This is a genomic window from Streptomyces sp. NPDC093261, from assembly GCF_044753645.1.
Taxonomy (GTDB): Bacteria; Actinomycetota; Actinomycetes; order Streptomycetales; family Streptomycetaceae; genus Streptomyces.
On sequence record NZ_JBIVNO010000002.1, the window covers coordinates 357,545 to 374,330 of the forward strand.

Here is a 16,786-nt window from a genome sequence, read left to right on the forward strand (position 1 = left end):
GATCGGTGGACCGCCACCGGTCCCGTTCGGCATGCTGGGATCGGTGACGCACCGATGGGAGACACCGCCATGAGCGCACTCACCGTGAGCCAGGACCCCGATCAGAACTGGGACGACCTCGTCCGGTTCTGGGAGGAGATGGAATGGCCCGAGGGCAGCAAGGTGGAGATCATCGAAGGGGTCGTCACCGTGTCACCCGCTCCCGCGTCCCGTCACAATGTGATCGCGGAACGCATTCAGCGTCGCCTTTACTCTGTGATTCCCGATGACTGGGGCGTGTACCAGACACTGGCCATCGCCGTCCCCTCGCGTCTGGGCATGCTTATCCCGGACCTTGTGGTGGCCCCGGTGCCGGAGTGCACGGAAGCGGACACCCATATCCCGGCCGCTTTGGCCGAACTCGTCGTCGAGGTGACCTCCAGGTCCAACGCCCGCCACGACCGCGTCAGCAAGCCCGCCGCCTACGCGACCGCGGGCATCCCCCTCTACCTGCTCGTCGACCGATGGGCCACGGGTGTTCCCACCGTGACGCTGTACGGCGAGCCCAAGGGCGACGTCTACCAAGTTCTGTCCGCCGTCAAATTCGGCGACACCATCACGCTGCCCGCCCCCTTCGACCTCACCCTCGACACCAGCCAGTTCCCCGCCGACTAGGCATGCCGCCGCGCCCGTCCGGCCGATGACTTCCGTGTGCGGCGGCCGTCTACCGAGCGTGGACGCGACAACGCCAGCGGTGCTGTATCTGACCGCCCTCCCCGTCCGGGACGAGGTGGCGGCGCTGTGCGAGGACGTACGGGCGCTGCTGGAGGGCACCGGGGCCGCCGTCGTCGTATGCGACGTCGCGGCCCTCAGGCCCGTCACCCTGGCCGCGGTCGACGCGCTGGCCCGGCTCCAGCTTGCCGCCCGGCGGGCCGGAGGCCGCATCAGGCTGCGCGACCCGGCGCCCGCTCTCCGCGCGCTACTCGAGCTTGCCGCTCTCCCCATCGAGCTGGAGGGGCAGGCCGAACAGTGGGAACCAGCGCTTGGTGTCGAGGAAGCAGTGGAACCCGGAGATCCTGCCCTCTGACATCTCCAGGACCTGGACCGCCCAGGCCGTGAAGCCGCCCGTGTCGGAGTCCGGCTTGTACTGGGCGAAGCCCGGCAGGCCGTTGACCGCGACCGGCACCAGACGGGAGCCCGCGCAGGCCGAGCCGAGCGTGGTCATGAAACCGGTGATGTCCCGCGTGCCCCGCAGCCACAGGTCGAATGGCGGCATCGTCATCACCGCGTCCTCGTGCAGCAGGGCCGTCAGCGCCGCCATGTCATACCCCTCGAAGGCCGCCACATAGCGCTCCAGTAGCCGCTGCTGCTCCGCGTCCAAGGGGTCCGACACGGCGGCGTCGACGCCCTCACCCGCCCGCTCCGCCAGCGTCGCACGCGCCCGCTGCAACGCGCTGTTGACCGAGGCGACCGAGGTGTCGAGCAGCTCGGCGACCTCGCTCGCCCGCCAGGCCAGCACCTCCCGCAGGATGAGCACCGCGCGCTGCTTGGCGGGCAGCTGCTGGAGGGCCGCCATGAAGGCCAGACGGACCGACTCCTTGGCGACCGCCGCCTCCGCCGGGTCGCCGGTCGTCGGCAGGACGCGCGCGTCGGGCATCGGCTCCAGCCAGGTGCTGTCCGGGCGCGGGCAGAGGGCCGCCCGGGCGAGGGGTGTGGACTCGGTCAGATCCATCGGACGGGCGCGCCGGCTGCCCGCGCTCAGCATGTCCAGGCAGACGTTCGTCGCGATCCGGTACAGCCAGGAGCGGAGCGAGGAGCGGCCCTCGAACTTCTCGTAGCTCCGCCAGGCGCGGACCATCGTGTCCTGCACCGCGTCCTCGGCCTCGAAGGAGGAGCCGAGCATCCGGTAGCAGTAGCCCGTCAGTTCGGTCCTGTGCTTCTCCAGCCGGATGCCGAGGTCGTCCGCCGTCGCCGTGCCGTCACTCATGGTCCACCCACCCCACGTGGCCGATCCTGTGGCGCACCATCGCGCCCCAGCCCTTCGGAAGCTACCCCAGCCCACTGACAACGGCCCCCGGGTCACGCGAAAGCCCAGGTCAGACCAACTGCTTCACGGACATGAGCAGATGGCGGTGGACCGCCTCCGGCCCGTCCGCGACGGCGGAACCCTCGGCCGGCACTCCCGTGAGCAGCGCCCGCTGTCCCGGCCCCAGCAGCTCCATCCGGACGCGCGGCGACGCGAAGGAGGCCAGCGCGTCCAGCAGATACCCGGGATTGAAGGCCACGGACATCTCGGCGGCACCGTGCAGTTCGGCCGGCAGCCGCTGCGCGGCGATGTCGTCCCCGTACCCGGCTCTCAGCAGCACGGATCCGCCGGCCGTGAAGTCCAGCCGCACCGGACTGTTCGCCTCCGCCACCACCGCGACCCGTCGCACCGCCTCCGCCAGTGCCCCGCACTCCGCCTCGGCGACCGCGGCCCCCGTCACGTCGAACAGCGATCCGTACCCCGGCAGCCTGCCCTCCAGCGGGCGCACCGCCGCCCGCATGCCGCCGCCCTCGAAGCCGATCGGCCCCCCGCCCGAGGGGGCCAGACCGATCCGCACCCGGCCGGTACGGGCCAGCGATCGCGCGACGTCGAGCAGCCGGCGGGCGGGCAGCAGCGCCTCCGCCGTGCCGCCGGACGCCGCGGCCTCGGGCTTCCACCCCAGCCGTCGTACGGCGTACCGGTACCGGTCGGAGGCGGCCAGCGTCATCGTGTCGCCGTCCAGGCGCAGCCGCACCCCGGTGAGCGCGGGAAGGGTGTCGTCGCGGCCCGCGGCCACGGCGACCTGGCTCACGGCGGTCGCGAAGGCGGCGGCGTCCACGCTTCCGCAGGGTTCGGGAGACACCGGCAGCGGCGGGTACTCCTCGCGCGGCAACGTCGACAGCCCGAAACGCGTACCGCCCGCCTCGACCGTGAACCGTGTCCCCTCCACTCCGCAGCTCACCGGACCGTCCGGCAGCACCCGGCAGATGTCCAGCAGCCGGCGGCCCAGGACGAGCACCTGCCCGTCCGCCGCCGTCTCCGCCTCCGTCCCGATCCGCGCGGCCGTCTCGAAGTCGAACGCCGACACGGTCAGCCGTCCCGCCGTCGCCTCCAGCAGCAGCCCGCCCAGCACCGGCACCGGCGTCCGCGCGGGCAGCACCCGGCCCGCCCACCCCACCGCCTCGGCGAGGACTCCTCGGTCGACCCGAAACTCCATGAAGAACCCCCTGCTCGGTCCAGTTGACGCGTGCGCGTGGACGCTATACGCGACGACTGACAACCGGGGCCGACCAGGGGGATCGCGAGGCAGGCGGGATCGGGCCCCGCCCTGGACTCAGGCCGCGGCGAGTCGCCGCTCGGCGCGGGCCGCCCGGGAGCCGAACACCGTGATCGTCACGACGCCGAGCACCGCCAGCACGCCCATGCCCACCGTCCCGGACCAGCCTGCCGCGTGGAACGCCATCGCGCCGACCGTGCTGCCCGTGCTGGAGCCGAGGTAGTACGACGACTGGTACAGCGCGGAGGCCTGGGCGCGGCCCTGCTGCGCCGTGTGGCTGACCGCCGACGACGCCACCGCGTGGCCCGCGAAGAAGCCCGCCGTGATCAGGACCAGGCCCAGCAGGACCAGCGGCAGGGTGGAGGTCAGGGAGAGCAGCAGGCCCGCCGTCGTGGTGCCGCCCGCCAGATAGAGCGCCCCGCGGCGGCCCAGGCGGCTCACCAGCCGGCCCGCGGTCGACGCGGACACCGTGCCCACCAGGTACACCAGGAAGATCGAGCCGATGATGCCCTGCGGCAGCCCGAACGGCTGCTCCGTCAGGCGGTAGCCGATCACGGTGTAGACACCGCCGAACACCATCATGAACAGCGCGCCGATCGCGTAGAGCCGGCGCAGCAGCGGGTTGGCCAGGTGGCCGCGTACCGTGCGGGCCATCACCCGCGGGCGCAGCGACCCCGGCGTGAAGTGCTTCGGCGCCGGCAGCAGCAGCCGGAAGGCGACCGCGCACGCCACCGCGATCACCCCGATCGTGCCGACGGAGACCCGCCAGCCCCACTCCTGCGCGACCCAGCCGGTGATGACCCGGCCGCTCATCCCGCCGACGCTGTTGCCGGCCACGAACAGGCCGATCGCCGTGATCAGCGCCTTGGGGCTGACCTCCTCGGCCAGATACGCGGTCGCCGACGCGGGCAGCCCGGCCAGCGCCGCGCCCTGGACCGCGCGCAGCGCGATCAGCGCGCCGAGCGACGGGGCGAACGGGACCAGCAGCCCCACGGTCACGGCGACCGCCAGCGACGCCGTCATCAGCGTCCGCCGCCCGAACCGCTCGGAGAGCGCGCTCATGGGAAGGACGAACAGCGCCAGCCCACCGGTGGCCGCCGACACCGTCCAGCTCGCCGCGCTCGCCGTCGCCCCGAAGTCGCGGGAGACGAGCGGCAGCAGTGCCTGCGTGGAGTAGAGGAGAGCGAAGGTCGCGACCCCGGCGAGGAAGAGGGCGAGGCTCATGCGGCGGTAGCCGGGGCCACCCGGGGTCAGACGGGAGGTGTCGGTGGGGGCGGTCACGGTGTCGGCGCCCACGGTGGTGGACGCCCCGGTATCGGCGGCAGGCATGTCTCGACCGTACGGACGCCGTGACTCATCCGTCCAATGCACAGAAACGCGATAATCGATCCCATGGTGCATCAGCAGAGGTCAGCCGGACGCCTGTCACCGTCCAGTGACACAAGTGACACAGAAGACATTGTCGCGTTGCTTGCGCCCCGCCTGGCGCACTTCGCGGGAGTCGCCCGGACCGAGCATGTGACGCGGGCCGCGCGGGAGATGCAGGTCCCCCAGTCCACCCTGTCCCGCGCGCTCGTCCGCCTCGAACAGGACCTGGGCGTCGACCTGTTCGTCCGGCGGGGGCGCACGGTCGCCCTCACCCCCGCCGGCCGGACCTTCCTCTCGTCCGTCGAGCGCGCTCTCGCGGAGATCGGACGGGCCGCCGAGGAGGTGCGCGCGGACGCCGACCCGGCCACCGGCAAGGTCGCCTTCGGCTTTCTGCACACCATGGGCGCGGAGACCGTGCCCGGTCTGCTCCACGCCTTCCGCGCCGACCATCCGCGGGTGCGCTTCGGGCTGGTGCAGAACTACGGCGAGGCGATGCTGGAGAAGCTGCGCGCCGGGGAGCTGGATCTGTGTCTGACCTCCCCGGTGCCCGACGCCCCCGACCTGGTCGCCCGCCGCCTCGACGAGCAGAAGCTGCGGCTCGTTGTCCCCGCCGACCACCGGCTCGCGGGCCGCCGGCGCATCCGTCTCGCCGAAGCCGCGGACGAGGCCTTCGTGACCCTGGAACCCGGCTACGGGCTGCGCCGCATCACCGACGACGTGTGCCGCGAGGCGGGGTTCAAGCCGCGCGTCGCCTTCGAGGGCGAGGAGGCCGAGACCCTGCGGGGCCTGGTCGCGGCGGGGCTGGGCGTCGCGCTGCTGCCGCCGCCCGCGGTACCGCGGCCCGGGGTGGTCGAGCTGACGGTCACGGCGCCCCGGGCGGTGCGGGAGATCGGGGTCGCCTGGCTGGAGGGGCACATCGACACCCCGCCGGTGGCGGCCTTCAAGAAGTTCCTGCTGTCGAGGAGGGGACGGCTGCTGCCCGGCTGAGCGGCGCCGGCCACGCTCACCTGCGCCACGACCGTCCGAACCCGGCCGCCAGCGGCATCCGCAACCCGATGGGCGGGGGAGCCGCGAGCGCGTCCTGCACCGGGCGGGAGAAGGGCCGTCCGAACAGCGTGCCCATCACGAAGTCCTCCGCGAGCGCGTGCACTTCGGAGCGGTACTGGCGCAACGCGTGCCCGTCCGCGTGCACTTCGAAGCGGCAGATGTCGCGGTTGGCCTTCTTCGAGCGTGCCGCCAGCCGGAAGGACAGCTCAGGGTCCGTGCGCTCGTCGTTCGTGCCGTGCACGATCAGCACGCGCCGTCCCACGAGTTGCTTCACCGGTTCGGGCGACGCGGCCATGTCCTCCTCGGGCAGCCAGGGGGACAGCGCGAGGGCGGAGGTGACGGCCGAGTGCCCGGCCGCGTGCAGCGCCGCCCGGCCGCCCATGCCCACGCCGACGAGGCACACCGGCACATCCCCATGGCGTCGTACGACCTCGTCGGCGGCCCATACGGCGTCCCGCGCCGGATGCGCCTCGCTGCCGTTCCACCCTCGATAGCGGTAGTGCACCACGTGGGTGATCAGGCCCTCGCCGTGGCCGGCCCGGGCCAGCCGGCGGCCCAGCGTGTGCACGGAGGCGGTCGCGAACAGGGCGGAAGGTCTGCGGGCGGAGACCTCGTCGGCGCCCGGGAGCAGCAGCACCGCGCCGCTCACCGTCGTCGGCTCCGGGCCGAGCGCCCTCCCCAGCCGGGCTCTGCGAACCGGCGTCGCTTGGTGTGCCATGACAGAACAGTGTCAGAAGCGACGGTGTACGCGGCCCGTCCTGCGGGTCACCTTTGCGTATCGACGTCTCGCCGTACCACGTGCTCTACGCGCGTAGGCGCTATGGTGCGGAAATGACGAGCCAGCACCAGAACACCCCGAGCTGGGATCAGATCCGCCGGGCGCCCAAGGTCCTGCTGCACGATCACCTCGACGGGGGTCTGCGCCCCGGCACGATCGTCGAACTCGCCCGGGAAACGGGCTACTCACACCTCCCCGAGACCGACCCGGACAAGCTCGGCATCTGGTTCCGCGAGGCCGCCGACTCCGGATCCCTGGAGCGGTACCTCGAGACCTTCTCCCACACCGTCGGCGTGATGCAGACCCGGGACGCGCTCGTACGGGTGGCCGCCGAGTGCGCCGAGGACCTCGCCGAGGACGGGGTCGTCTACGCCGAGGTGCGCTACGCGCCCGAGCAGCATCTGGAGGGCGGGCTCACCTTGGAGGAGGTCGTCGAGGCGGTCAACGAGGGCTTCCGGGACGGCGAGCGGCGCGCCGGGGCGAACGGCCACCGCATCCGCGTCGGCGCCCTGCTCACCGCCATGCGCCACGCCGCCCGCGCCCTGGAGATCGCCGAACTGGCCAACCGCTACCGCGACCTGGGCGTGGTGGGCTTCGACATCGCCGGCGCCGAGGCCGGTTACCCGCCCACCCGCCACCTCGACGCCTTCGAGTACCTCAAGCGCGAGAACAACCACTTCACCATCCATGCCGGGGAGGCCTTCGGACTGCCGTCGATCTGGCAGGCGCTCCAGTGGTGCGGCGCCGACCGGCTCGGGCACGGGGTGCGGATCATCGACGACATCGAGGTCCTTCAGGACGGCTCGGTGAAGCTCGGGCGCCTCGCCTCGTACGTACGCGACAAGCGCATCCCGCTGGAGCTGTGTCCCAGCTCCAACCTCCAGACCGGTGCCGCCGAGTCCTACGCCGACCACCCCATCGGGCTGCTGCGGCGGCTGCATTTCCGGGTCACGGTGAACACGGACAACCGTCTGATGTCGGGGACGAGCATGAGCCGGGAATGCGAGCATCTGGTCGAGGCCTTCGGCTACACGCTCGACGATCTCCAGTGGTTCTCCGTCAATGCCATGAAGTCGGCGTTCATTCCTTTCGACGAACGACTGGCAATGATCAATGACGTCATCAAGCCCGGCTACGCCGAGTTGAAGTCCGAATGGCTGTTCCGGCAGACCGCCTCCACCGGCGGTCCCACGGGCAGCGAGGGCTGAAGGGGCCCGTTTTCCGGCGGCCGGGCGGCAATGATCCGTTCGCTCGGGGAAGCGGGGCCGCCACCACCCTGATGCGCGAGGTCAACCCGGCGAGCCCGCATCCCCCTGCCCCGCCGGGAGGAGCAGCCCGGCCGGGGCGGCACCGGTCCAGGCGCCGTCGCCGGCCGGCCGTCACATCTGCCGCGAGACGGTCGCCACGTGCAGGCCGGGTCCGCCGGGTGATCTGCGGGCCCTGGGCGCGGCGCCGGCGGGCACCCCGTTCCTGCGGGGGCGCGTGCCTACGGGCGCAGAGCGTGCGGCGCCTCCTGCCGTCCCGGGCGGGCGATGCCGGACAGGTCATGGGCGCTCACGCTGTTGCGGTCGGTGACCGAGCGGCCCAGGGCATGGTGCGGCCACAGCCCCGCAGCCACCCGGCGGCTGCGCTCGGTCCATTCGCGGGCCGAGGCGCTTTCGGCCTTGTAGTGGTTCAGGGCGAACCCGCCGGAGTGGATCCGGAGCAGGCAGAAGCCGCCGGGATACTCCTTGACCGCACTGACTTCCTGCATCCCGACGTGCGGGGCCCGCGGCAGGACGCTGCGCTTGTTGCGGTGGGTGTGGCCCGCGTGGTGGAGGAAGACGCCCGGTGCGCCTGCGTAGGCATCGAGAATGGAACGGGCCTGCCGACGCTCGATGCGCTGCCCGCCCGTCACGGGGAAGACGGAATCCGGTACGGCCAGCGGATGGTGGCCGAATACCACGGTCGGCTGTTCCTTGTGTTCCCTCAACAGGGCCCGGAACCACGACAGCTGCCCGGCGCCGAGTCCGCCCGTGCCGGCACCGTTGCCGTCCTTCTCATACGTGTCGAGCCCGATGATCCTCAGCCCGCCGAGGTCCCGGGTGAAATACGAGGGCTCCTCGGCGCCGAGGAACGCTTCACGGAAGCCGTCCCCGCAACCTCCCGCACACGCCCCACAGTCACCGTGCCCGGCTCTGTCGTGGTTTCCGCGTACGACGAAATAGTCCCGTCCATGGGTGCCGAAACCATCCAGAATCCGTTTGGCCTGCGTCAGATCCCGCGGTGCGCCGCCGGCCGATATGTCTCCCGCAACCAGCAGTACGTCCGCTCCGCGCCGACGGGCCTCTTCGACCACACTGCGGCTCATGATCTCCGGATACGGCGCGCCTCCCCGCCGCTGCGCCACCCCGCGCAGCAGGGGTACGCCTCCCACCAGACCCGCGGTGGTCTCTCCCAGGTGGAGGTCGTTGCAGAGTGCGATGGACAGCAGGTGCCGTCCCGGCGGAGGCTGCGGCGTGGTGAAGGAGTACGGACCACCGGGCGAGTCGAGCCCGTGGCGACTGGTGCCGACGGCGTTGCCGCGGACGAGGTGCAGCGGCGTGGGCGTCGCGGGCACGCCTTGCGAACGGGCCTGGTAGAAGTACGTCTGCCCGGGCTCCAGACCCGTGAGTTCGACGTGGTGGTGTGCCGTGGGGCGGTCCTCGGCCGCGCTGCGGCTCAGCCGGGCGGGGTGAGTGCCGTAGACGACCTCCCCCTCCGTGGCCGCGGGAGACATGTGGCCCAGGCCGTCGTCGGTGCCGGGCGCTCCGGTGTACCAGGTGATGATCGCGCGGTCTTCGGTCAGGGTGACCAGTTCCAGATGGACGGCCGCCACGGTGCCGGGGCGGCGGGGCGCGCCTCCGCGCGTCGGGCCGTTCATGGCGTCAGCGGCGGCTCGCAGCAGGGCGGGGGCAAGGAGGGCACTGGATCGTACGACTTCACAGGGGGTGGGCAGGGCCGACAGGGCCGTGACGGGAGCGGAGAAGCAGCAGCGCATGCCTGGTGGGTGCCCGCTCGCAGTGAACGGCGGCAGTGCCGACGACGGCGGCACCGGATATGGAGTGCGACGACTCTCTCGTCCCTGAGCGATGGCGGGTCTGCGGGAGCTGACCGGGGATCAGCAGGGCGTGACGTCGGGGAAGCGCCGCCCCAACCGGTCGAGGCTTTCGGTCACGCGCTCGACGATCTCCAGTGGTTCTCCGTCAATGCTATGAAGTCAGCATTCATTCCTTTCGACGAACGACTGGCAATGATCAATGACGTCATCAAGCCCGGCTACGCCGGGTTGAAGTCCGAATGACTGTTCCGGCGGACCGCCTCCACCTGCGCTTCTACGGTCAACGAGGGTTGAGGAGGCCCGTCTTCCGTCGGCCGGGCGGCAAGGATCCCTCCGTTCGGGGGAGTTTGCGGAGCCCCCTTTCGCTTGCCTACGGTTTCGGGACCGCTCACATCCCCGTCAACGGATCCAAGGACGCATTCCTCATGAAGCAGTCTGCTGCCAAAACCCTCGGGGTCGCCGCTCTCGGTGCCGCCTTCGCCACCGCGGGCGCGGGCGTCGCGAGCGCGGCCCCGGCCGTGCCGGACATCGCCGGGCCGGCGGACACCGCGACCCAGGCGCTGCCGCTGGGCCATGTCGCCGGGACGCTGCCCGGCGCGGGTGAGGTGCTCGGCCAGGGGCAGCGAGCCCTCGACACCGCGGTGCCCACCGTGGGAAGGGCCGCGGCCGACGGACCGGCCGTGCCGGTCGGCGGACTGCTCGGCGGACTGCCCGTCAAGCCGCTGCCCACGCAGGGCCTGCCGCTGAACGGCATTCCCCTGGCCTGATCCGCACGCAGCCCGTGACGCCGATGGGCGGCCCCCGGCCGGGGGCCGCCCATCGGCGTCACCGCGTCCGGCGGACCGGACCGCGTCATGTCACCAGGCCGTGTGGGCCCCCGCCTTGTCCTCCGACGGGAACAGGATCCACAGGGCTATGTAGAGCAGGAACTGCGGGCCGGGAAGCAGACACGACAGCAGGAAGATCACCCGCATCGTGGTCGCGGAGGTGCCGAAGCGCCGTGCCAGCGCTGCGCACACTCCGCCGATCATCCGTCCGTGGGTGGGGCGGGAAATGGCGGTCATGGTGGCTCCTTCGCGAACCGTGGCGGGAAGCGGCTCCCGGCGGCTGCCGGGACGTCCGGTCGGTGTCCGAGTCCTCGACGGTGTCGAGGTCTTCGGCGTTGTTCCGACGTGTTCCACGCTACGGGGACGAAGCGGGAGAAGCGTCACTCTAAGGAGCTATTCCGACCCTGGGAATCGTCGGGGTCCGCCCCTGAGCCGTCTCCTCCCGGGGGTGGGCGGTCCGCCGCCGGGACTCGGCCCGGCGGCGGAGCCGGGCCCGGGCCGCGGGCACGACCAGCACATGGGCCAACGCCACCCCGACGGTGTTCAGCAGGACCGAGTCGATGTCGACGACCTGGCCGGGCACCCCCGTCTGCACCAGTTCGATGCCGAGCGAGACCAGGGTGCCCGTGGCGACCGCACGGGCCATCGAGGCCAACGGCGAGCCGCCGACCCGGCCGCCGATCATCGGCAGCAGCACCCCGAGCGGCGCGAGCAGCGCGAGCCCCTTGCCGATACGGCGCGCCGCCTGCGGCCAGCCCAGTGCCAGATCGGCTCTGATACCGGCCAGCGGATGCAGATTGGCGGGCCTCACCCAGGGCACGTCCAGCGGGCGCAGCGTGATCCAGGCGACGAGGGCCAGATGCGCGACGAGGAGGACACCCCCAGCCACACGGATGCGGAACACGGCACTGCCGCCGTCTGAGCCTTGACGCTGCACGCCCCCCTAGACGCCAGGCCGCGCGGGATCGGTTCCCCTTCCGCTTTCTCGGCCCCTCCGCCTCCGGGGCGCCGGCCTCTCCGCCTCCGGGGCGCCGGAGGCGTCGCCGGCGCGCCCCGCGGCTCACTCGTCGGGAATCACCGTCGACGGCGGTGCCACGGCGCCCGGCCGGGAGCGCACCTCGGTCGTGCACCCATAGCGGCGCAGCGGCTGTCCGTCCGGGCCGCCGAGCACGACGCTGCCGTCGTCGGCGGTGGTCGCCTCGGAGTCGGCGAACGTGCAGACGATCTGGGCGAGGGCGTACGAGGTGAGGCCCTCCGGGCGGGTGCTCAGCCGGAATGTGTCCCCCGGGTCCTTGCCGCGCGGACCGCCGACCTTGATCCCGCCGGTCACGTCCGTCGTGTACCCCGCCTGTTTCTCCGCGGTCGACGGCTTCACGGCGAGCTGGTCGAGCAGCCCCTGCGCGACCAGTACCCGGCGCTCCACCTCCGCGGTGCCGTCCGGGATGCGTACGAAACGGTCCACGGTCACCAGCTGCGAGGCGCACAGCAGGAACACCTGGACGGGGATGCCGCGGCCCGCCTGCGCCGACGCGTCCGTACCGGACAGCGCGCAGGGCATCCGGGACGGCGCGGGGCCGAAGTCCGTCGGCACCTGGGTGGCGCGGATGCCGCAGCCGGACAGCAGCGTGGCCAGCAGCGCGGTGGCGAGCCGGAGCCGTCCGCCTCGTATGCTCATCGGGCGTTCCCCTTGGTGCCGTTCCCGTTCCGCATCTCCTCCTCGACCAGCGGCGACGCGTCGCGCGGCAGCCGCAGCGTGAACACCGCCCCGCCTTCGGGGGAGTTGGCGGCGGTGATCTCTCCGCCGTGGATGTGCGCGTTCTCCATCGCGATGGACAGGCCGAGACCGCTGCCCTCGGAGCGCGGCCGGGAGGCGCTCGCCTTGTAGAAGCGGTCGAAGACATGCGGCAGGACATCCTCCGGAATGCCCGGACCGTGGTCCCGCACCCTGATGACCAGTTCCTCGCCCTCCTCGCGCACGGACACCCGTACCGGGGAACCGCCGTGCTTGAGCGCGTTGCCGATCAGGTTCGCCAGGATCACGTCGAGCCGGCGCGGGTCGAGGCGGGCCATGAGGCCGCGCTCGGCGTCCAGCTCGACGGCGTCCAGCCAGGCGCGGGCGTCGATGCACGCGGTGATCTGGTCGGCGATGTCCACGTTGTCCAGGACCAGCCGGGCCGTTCCGGCGTCGAAACGGGTGACCTCCATCAGATTCTCGACGAGGTCGTTCAGCCGCCGGGTCTCGCTGACCACGAGCCGCACGGCCGGCTCGATCATGGGGTCGATGCCGCCTGTCTCCGCGTCCAGCTCCTCCTCCAGGACCTCCGTGACGGCCGTGATCGCCGTGAGCGGCGTCCGCAGCTCGTGCGACATGTCGGCGACGAAGCGCCGGGACGCCTCCTCACGGGCGCTCATGTCCGCGACCGTCTTCTCCAGGGACTCGGCGGCACGGTTGAACGTCCGGGACAGCTCTGCCAGTTCGTCGGTCCCCGACACGCGCAGCCGGGTGTCCAGCTTGCCCTCGCCCAGGCGCCGGGCCGCGATGCCGAGGCGGTGCACCGGCTTCAGCACGGTCGTGGCGGCGGCCTGCGCCAGCAGCGCCGAGCCGATCAGCGCCAGACCGGTGGCGATACCGAGCGACCAGGCCAGCGAGTTGAGGTCCTTCGCCTCCGGCTCCAGGGACTTGAGCATGTAACCGGTCGGGCCACCGCCTATCACCTTGGCGCCACCCACCAGATACGGCTTGTCGTCGTCGACGATCCGCTGCCAGTACAGGTGGTAGGCGTGACCGTCCCCCGGAGACTTCTGCTGCTTGTCGACCGCCTTGCGCAGCGAGGCGGGCACGTCCTCCAGCGTGAAGGTGTCCAGGTCGGAGTTGCCGGTCACGGTCCTGCCGTGCTCGTCCTGAGCGATCAGCAGCACGCTGAAGCGCTGGCTGCTGTTCGCCATCTGCCCGGCGGTGTGCTGCAACTGGTCCCGGGTGGGGTGCACCGGCAGGGAACTCGCCCGGTTCTGCATCTCCTGCTGGAAGTCGCGCAGCACCGCGTCCTGGGTGCGGGTGAGCACGGCCTCGCGATTGAGCCAGTACGCGATGGCGGACGCCGACACCGCCGCGGTCAGCGCGACGAGACCGAAGACCACGACCAGGCGCAGCCGGAGGCTGGTGAAGCGCAGGCGGGACTGCACGGCTCTGCGCGCAGCGGCCCAGCCGCTGAGTCCTTTGCGCGGATCGGTCACTGAGGGGCGTCCAGCCGGTAACCGACGCCACGGACCGTACGGATCAGCGTCGGGGACGACGGCACGTCCTCGACCTTGGCGCGCAGCCGCTGCACGCACGCGTCGACGAGCCGCGAGTCGCCCAGGTAGTCGTGCTCCCACACCAGGCGCAGCAGCTGCTGCCGGGACAGGGCCTGCCCGGGCCGCCGGCTCAGCTCCAGCAGCAACCGCAGCTCCGTCGGGGTCAGTTGCAGATCCTCGCCGTTCTTGGTGACCGTCATCGCCGACCGGTCGATGACGAGACTGCCGAACGTGGCCGAGTCGCTGGACTCCCGCTCGCCGCGCCGCAGCACCGCCCGGATCCGGGCGTCGAGGACCCGGCCCTGCACAGGCTTGACGACATAGTCGTCGGCGCCGGACTCCAGCCCGACCACGACGTCGATGTCGTCGCTGCGCGCGGTCAGCAGGATGATCGGCAGCTGGTCGGTGCGGCGGATGCGCCGGCACACCTCGAAACCGTCGATGCCGGGCAGCATGACGTCCAGCACGATCAGATCCGGTCGCTGCTCACGCAGCAGCTTCAGGCCGTCCTCTCCGGTGGCAGCCGTGGCCACACGGTGTCCCTGGCGCGTCAGTGAGAGCTCCAGGGCCGTTCGGATGGCGTCGTCGTCCTCGATCAGCAACAGGGAAGGCACGGGGGCCATTCTGGCCCATGCCGCGGCTGTCTTTCGACTGCCGGAGCGCCCCCGCCTCGCCCGCCCGCCCGGGACGCCGGGCGCCGGTCCCGCTGCGTAGTCGTACGACTCTTCGCTGTGACGATCCGGGGCCGTGACTGGGGAGGGGCCCTGTGACAGCTCTGTGACAGTCGGCGGACACGGCCATGAAGTGGCCCGGGCAAGCTTTTCGACACAAGCAAGGCCGCACGGAAGTCACGGGACTCCACGACGGGGGGCGCGAGATGAACACGCTGCACAGCACCAGCACGGGCGCAGTTGTCACGCGTCTCCACGACGTCAACAAGTCCGGTGTGACGGGGGGCGCCCCCCTGCTCGGGGGAGGGCGGGGGTGCACTCGCCACACCGGGCGTGCGCACACCACGTATATGACGGTGGTTGACGCACACACGGGGGAGGCTCACGGGGGAGCCGCGTACGGGGAGGCCTCGGGGGAGCGTCGCTCGGTGACGGAGGCGGAGTTCACCGCCTACGTCGAGGAGCGCCGCGCCTCCCTGTACGCAACCGCCTACCACCTGACCGGCGACCGCTTCGAGGCCGAGGACCTGCTCCAGAGCGCGCTGTTCTCGACATACCGGGCCTGGGACCGGATCAGTGACAAGGCCGCGGTGGGGGGCTATCTGCGGCGGACGATGACCAATCTGCACATCAGCGCGTGGCGCCGCCGCAAGCTGAACGAGTACCCGACCGAGGAGCTGCCGGAGACCGCCGGTGACACGGACGCGATGCGCGGCACCGAGCTGCGCGCCGTCCTGTGGCAGGCGCTCGCCCGGCTGCCGGAACTCCAGCGCACCATGCTGGTCCTGCGCTACTACGAGGGCCGCACGGACCCGGAGATCGCGGAGATCCTCGACATCAGCGTCGGCACGGTGAAGTCCAGCATCTGGCGGTCGCTCCGCCGGCTGCGCGAGGACGAGGTCCTCAGCTTCGGCCGTGACCAGGAAGAGTCCTTCGGCGAGCTTGTCGCCTGAGGGACGGGAAGACGGGGGACACGGGGGAAGACCGTCGCGGTGGTGCGGGGGAGCGTCACCGCGGGGGAGCACGGGGGAGACACGGGGGAGCGGTACCGGGGGGAACCGCCGGGGTCACGGGGGACCGCGCGGAACGGGGGGAGGCACACGGGGGAATCACGGGGGAGCACAAGAGAGCGGGACTGGAGGGCCGGGGGGTCCGTCCAGTCCCGTTTCTCGTGCTGCGGGCGATGCCGTGCCTGTCGGGGTGCTAGGCCGCGGCCTCGGCCGGGGCGCGCCGTCCCGCGGCCGCCGCGGTGAGCCGGCACAGTGCCTCGTCCCGGTCGCAGGCGTACGCGCCGAGAGCCGTCTGGCGGGCGACGATCGACCGCTCCGCGCGCATCAGCCGCCAGCCACGGCGCAGCAGGAAACGAACCGACTTGCGGCCCTCCCTGAGATCGCGCAGGAAACGGCGGCGGAACGTGGTGAGGGGCCCGCGGGTCAGGCACAGCGCGTCGGCGAGCAGGCCGAGTTCGCGGCAGCGCTCCACGACCTCGGCGGCGAAGATGCCCTCCGCGATGAACACCGGCGTGCGGTCGATGTCCAGCGCCTCCTCGCCTGTGCGCGCGCTCAGCGCGATGTCGTAGACCGGCACCGTCGTACGTCCCGTGGCGCACAGTTCGGCGATGGCCGCGACCGCGATGTCCGCGTCCCATGAGTGGGGGTGGTCCCAGTCGATGTCCGAACTCCCTTCCACCAGGGGCAGCGTCGGATCGTCGCCCTCCTTGTAGAAGTCGTCGAGCCGCAGGACGGGCAGCCCGGACAGGGCGGCGACGAGGGACTTGCCGGAGCCGGAGGGGCCGCACAGCAGCACGACGCGGGCGGGGGCCGGAGGATGCAGACTCACGAGACACCAGTCTGACGCATTCCGTACACCGTGCCGACCCCGCGGGTCGACGTTGGAGCACACATCACACCTCAACTACCCTGCGTGTCGACATCCTTACTCAACGCAGTGAAAAGGTGGCAGCAGTCATGGCACGACACGCCTCTCCCAAGAACCCCACCGCTCGGCGCGCTCTCGTTCTCGTCGCGGCCGCGGGCGCCGCGCTGGGGGCGGGCGCGGCAGCGGCGTCGGCGGACAGCGCCCCGGTCCTCGGCGTGATGCGCACCCGGCCCGTGTCGCTGGACGAGGCCGGCCGGCAGGCTCTGCCGGAACTGACCGGGGTCGTGGGACAGGTCACCGGACCGCTCGCGAACATCAAGCCCAACCCGCTGGCGGGCACGGGCGTGGACCCGCTGGACAACGGCCTCACCACGCAGATCGCCGACTTCAAGCCGCTGGCCTCGCAGAACCTGACCCGTCCGGTGGCCGAGGCGCCCTCACTCGGCAGCGTGCCGGCCGTCGGGCAGGTCCTCCACGCGGTCCGCTGACCTCACTTCGAGGACGGAGGCTCCCGACGACGCGGAGCCGTGCTTCCCCTGGACGGCGGGGAAGCACGGCTCCGC

At 71.8% G+C, this 16,786-nt stretch carries 18 protein-coding genes and 1 pseudogene; 8 read left to right on the top strand and 11 right to left on the bottom strand.

The genetic code is table 11. The annotated features are described in order from the left end of the window. Positions 1–69 precede the first annotated feature (69 nt). Positions 70–654: a Uma2 family endonuclease gene (locus tag ACIP94_RS08040; RefSeq protein WP_402421145.1), complete on the top strand. Its 585-nt coding sequence runs from the start codon at positions 70–72 to the stop codon at positions 652–654. A gap of 25 nt (positions 655–679) precedes the next feature. Beyond that, positions 680–1,066, top strand: a complete 387-nt coding sequence (locus tag ACIP94_RS08045; protein ID WP_402421147.1) for an STAS domain-containing protein — start codon at positions 680–682, stop codon at positions 1,064–1,066. Here ACIP94_RS08045 and ACIP94_RS08050 read toward each other — a convergent pair. The 3 genes from ACIP94_RS08050 to ACIP94_RS08060 form a co-directional block, all read right to left on the bottom strand. Continuing rightward, the gene (locus ACIP94_RS08050; protein ID WP_402421150.1) at positions 959–1,966 is read right to left on the bottom strand and encodes a sigma-70 family RNA polymerase sigma factor; all 1,008 of its coding nucleotides are present in this window, start codon (positions 1,964–1,966) and stop codon (positions 959–961) included. The two genes, ACIP94_RS08045 and ACIP94_RS08050, sit on opposite strands and share 108 nt — an antisense overlap. 109 nt (positions 1,967–2,075) lie before the next feature. Continuing rightward, on the bottom strand, positions 2,076–3,221 hold the full coding sequence (gene dnaN / locus ACIP94_RS08055; protein WP_402421153.1) for a DNA polymerase III subunit beta: 1,146 nt from the start codon (positions 3,219–3,221) through the stop codon (positions 2,076–2,078). A 117-nt stretch (positions 3,222–3,338) separates the two neighbouring features. Beyond that, a complete protein-coding gene (locus tag ACIP94_RS08060) occupies positions 3,339–4,610 on the bottom strand; it encodes an MFS transporter (protein ID WP_402421156.1) in 1,272 nt (423 codons plus the stop codon). A 63-nt stretch (positions 4,611–4,673) separates the two neighbouring features. On the opposite strand from ACIP94_RS08060, the gene ACIP94_RS08065 reads away from it, so the two are divergent. Continuing rightward, positions 4,674–5,636: a LysR substrate-binding domain-containing protein gene (locus ACIP94_RS08065; protein ID WP_402421159.1), complete on the top strand. Its 963-nt coding sequence runs from the start codon at positions 4,674–4,676 to the stop codon at positions 5,634–5,636. A gap of 16 nt (positions 5,637–5,652) precedes the next feature. Here ACIP94_RS08065 and ACIP94_RS08070 read toward each other — a convergent pair whose 3' ends face one another. Further along, entirely contained in the window at positions 5,653–6,414 is a 762-nt protein-coding gene (locus ACIP94_RS08070) for an alpha/beta hydrolase family protein (protein ID WP_402421161.1), read from the bottom strand. 113 nt (positions 6,415–6,527) lie between these two features. Between ACIP94_RS08070 and ACIP94_RS08075 the strand changes: the two genes are divergently transcribed. Next, complete coding sequence (locus ACIP94_RS08075; protein ID WP_402421164.1) at positions 6,528–7,682, top strand: adenosine deaminase; 1,155 nt, start codon at positions 6,528–6,530, stop codon at positions 7,680–7,682. 278 nt (positions 7,683–7,960) lie between these two features. Here the strand turns inward: ACIP94_RS08075 and ACIP94_RS08080 are convergent, their stop codons facing one another. After that, on the bottom strand, positions 7,961–9,493 hold the full coding sequence (locus ACIP94_RS08080; protein WP_402421167.1) for a metallophosphoesterase: 1,533 nt from the start codon (positions 9,491–9,493) through the stop codon (positions 7,961–7,963). Between the two features lie 159 nt (positions 9,494–9,652). On the opposite strand from ACIP94_RS08080, the pseudogene ACIP94_RS08085 reads away from it, so the two are divergent. Then, positions 9,653–9,796: pseudogene (locus ACIP94_RS08085) on the top strand (adenosine deaminase); the annotation flags it as partial. 182 nt (positions 9,797–9,978) lie between these two features. Beyond that, positions 9,979–10,320 carry an ATP-binding protein gene (locus ACIP94_RS08090; RefSeq protein WP_402421170.1) on the top strand — a complete coding sequence of 114 codons (342 nt, stop codon included), beginning with the start codon at positions 9,979–9,981 and terminating at the stop codon, positions 10,318–10,320. A 90-nt stretch (positions 10,321–10,410) separates the two neighbouring features. Here ACIP94_RS08090 and ACIP94_RS08095 read toward each other — a convergent pair whose 3' ends face one another. The 5 genes from ACIP94_RS08095 to afsQ1 all read right to left on the bottom strand — a co-directional run bounded on the left by ACIP94_RS08095 (position 10,411) and on the right by afsQ1 (position 14,288). Next, a complete protein-coding gene (locus ACIP94_RS08095; RefSeq protein ID WP_355921410.1) occupies positions 10,411–10,617 on the bottom strand; it encodes a PspC domain-containing protein in 207 nt (68 codons plus the stop codon). Between the two features lie 148 nt (positions 10,618–10,765). Further along, on the bottom strand, positions 10,766–11,317 hold the full coding sequence (locus ACIP94_RS08100; RefSeq protein WP_402421174.1) for a VanZ family protein: 552 nt from the start codon (positions 11,315–11,317) through the stop codon (positions 10,766–10,768). Positions 11,318–11,440: 123 nt separating this feature from the next. Continuing rightward, on the bottom strand, positions 11,441–12,055 hold the full coding sequence (locus tag ACIP94_RS08105; RefSeq protein WP_402421177.1) for a hypothetical protein: 615 nt from the start codon (positions 12,053–12,055) through the stop codon (positions 11,441–11,443). Beyond that, positions 12,052–13,614 carry an ATP-binding protein gene (locus ACIP94_RS08110; RefSeq protein ID WP_402421180.1) on the bottom strand — a complete coding sequence of 521 codons (1,563 nt, stop codon included), beginning with the start codon at positions 13,612–13,614 and terminating at the stop codon, positions 12,052–12,054. The genes ACIP94_RS08105 and ACIP94_RS08110 overlap by 4 nt, the downstream gene beginning before the upstream one ends. Next, positions 13,611–14,288 (bottom strand): two-component system response regulator AfsQ1, encoded by a 678-nt coding sequence (afsQ1, locus tag ACIP94_RS08115; protein ID WP_402421182.1) that lies wholly within the window; start codon positions 14,286–14,288, stop codon positions 13,611–13,613. Before afsQ1 ends, ACIP94_RS08110 begins: the two co-directional genes overlap by 4 nt. Before the next feature lie 263 nt (positions 14,289–14,551). On the opposite strand from afsQ1, the gene ACIP94_RS08120 reads away from it, so the two are divergent. Then, a complete protein-coding gene (locus tag ACIP94_RS08120; protein ID WP_402421185.1) occupies positions 14,552–15,298 on the top strand; it encodes a SigE family RNA polymerase sigma factor in 747 nt (248 codons plus the stop codon). 250 nt (positions 15,299–15,548) lie between these two features. Here ACIP94_RS08120 and ACIP94_RS08125 read toward each other — a convergent pair whose 3' ends face one another. Continuing rightward, positions 15,549–16,184 carry a uridine kinase gene (locus tag ACIP94_RS08125; protein ID WP_402421188.1) on the bottom strand — a complete coding sequence of 212 codons (636 nt, stop codon included), beginning with the start codon at positions 16,182–16,184 and terminating at the stop codon, positions 15,549–15,551. 128 nt (positions 16,185–16,312) lie between these two features. Here ACIP94_RS08125 and ACIP94_RS08130 point away from each other — a divergent pair, with 128 nt between their 5' ends. Further along, positions 16,313–16,711: a hypothetical protein gene (locus ACIP94_RS08130; RefSeq protein WP_402421191.1), complete on the top strand. Its 399-nt coding sequence runs from the start codon at positions 16,313–16,315 to the stop codon at positions 16,709–16,711. Positions 16,712–16,786 lie beyond the last annotated feature (75 nt).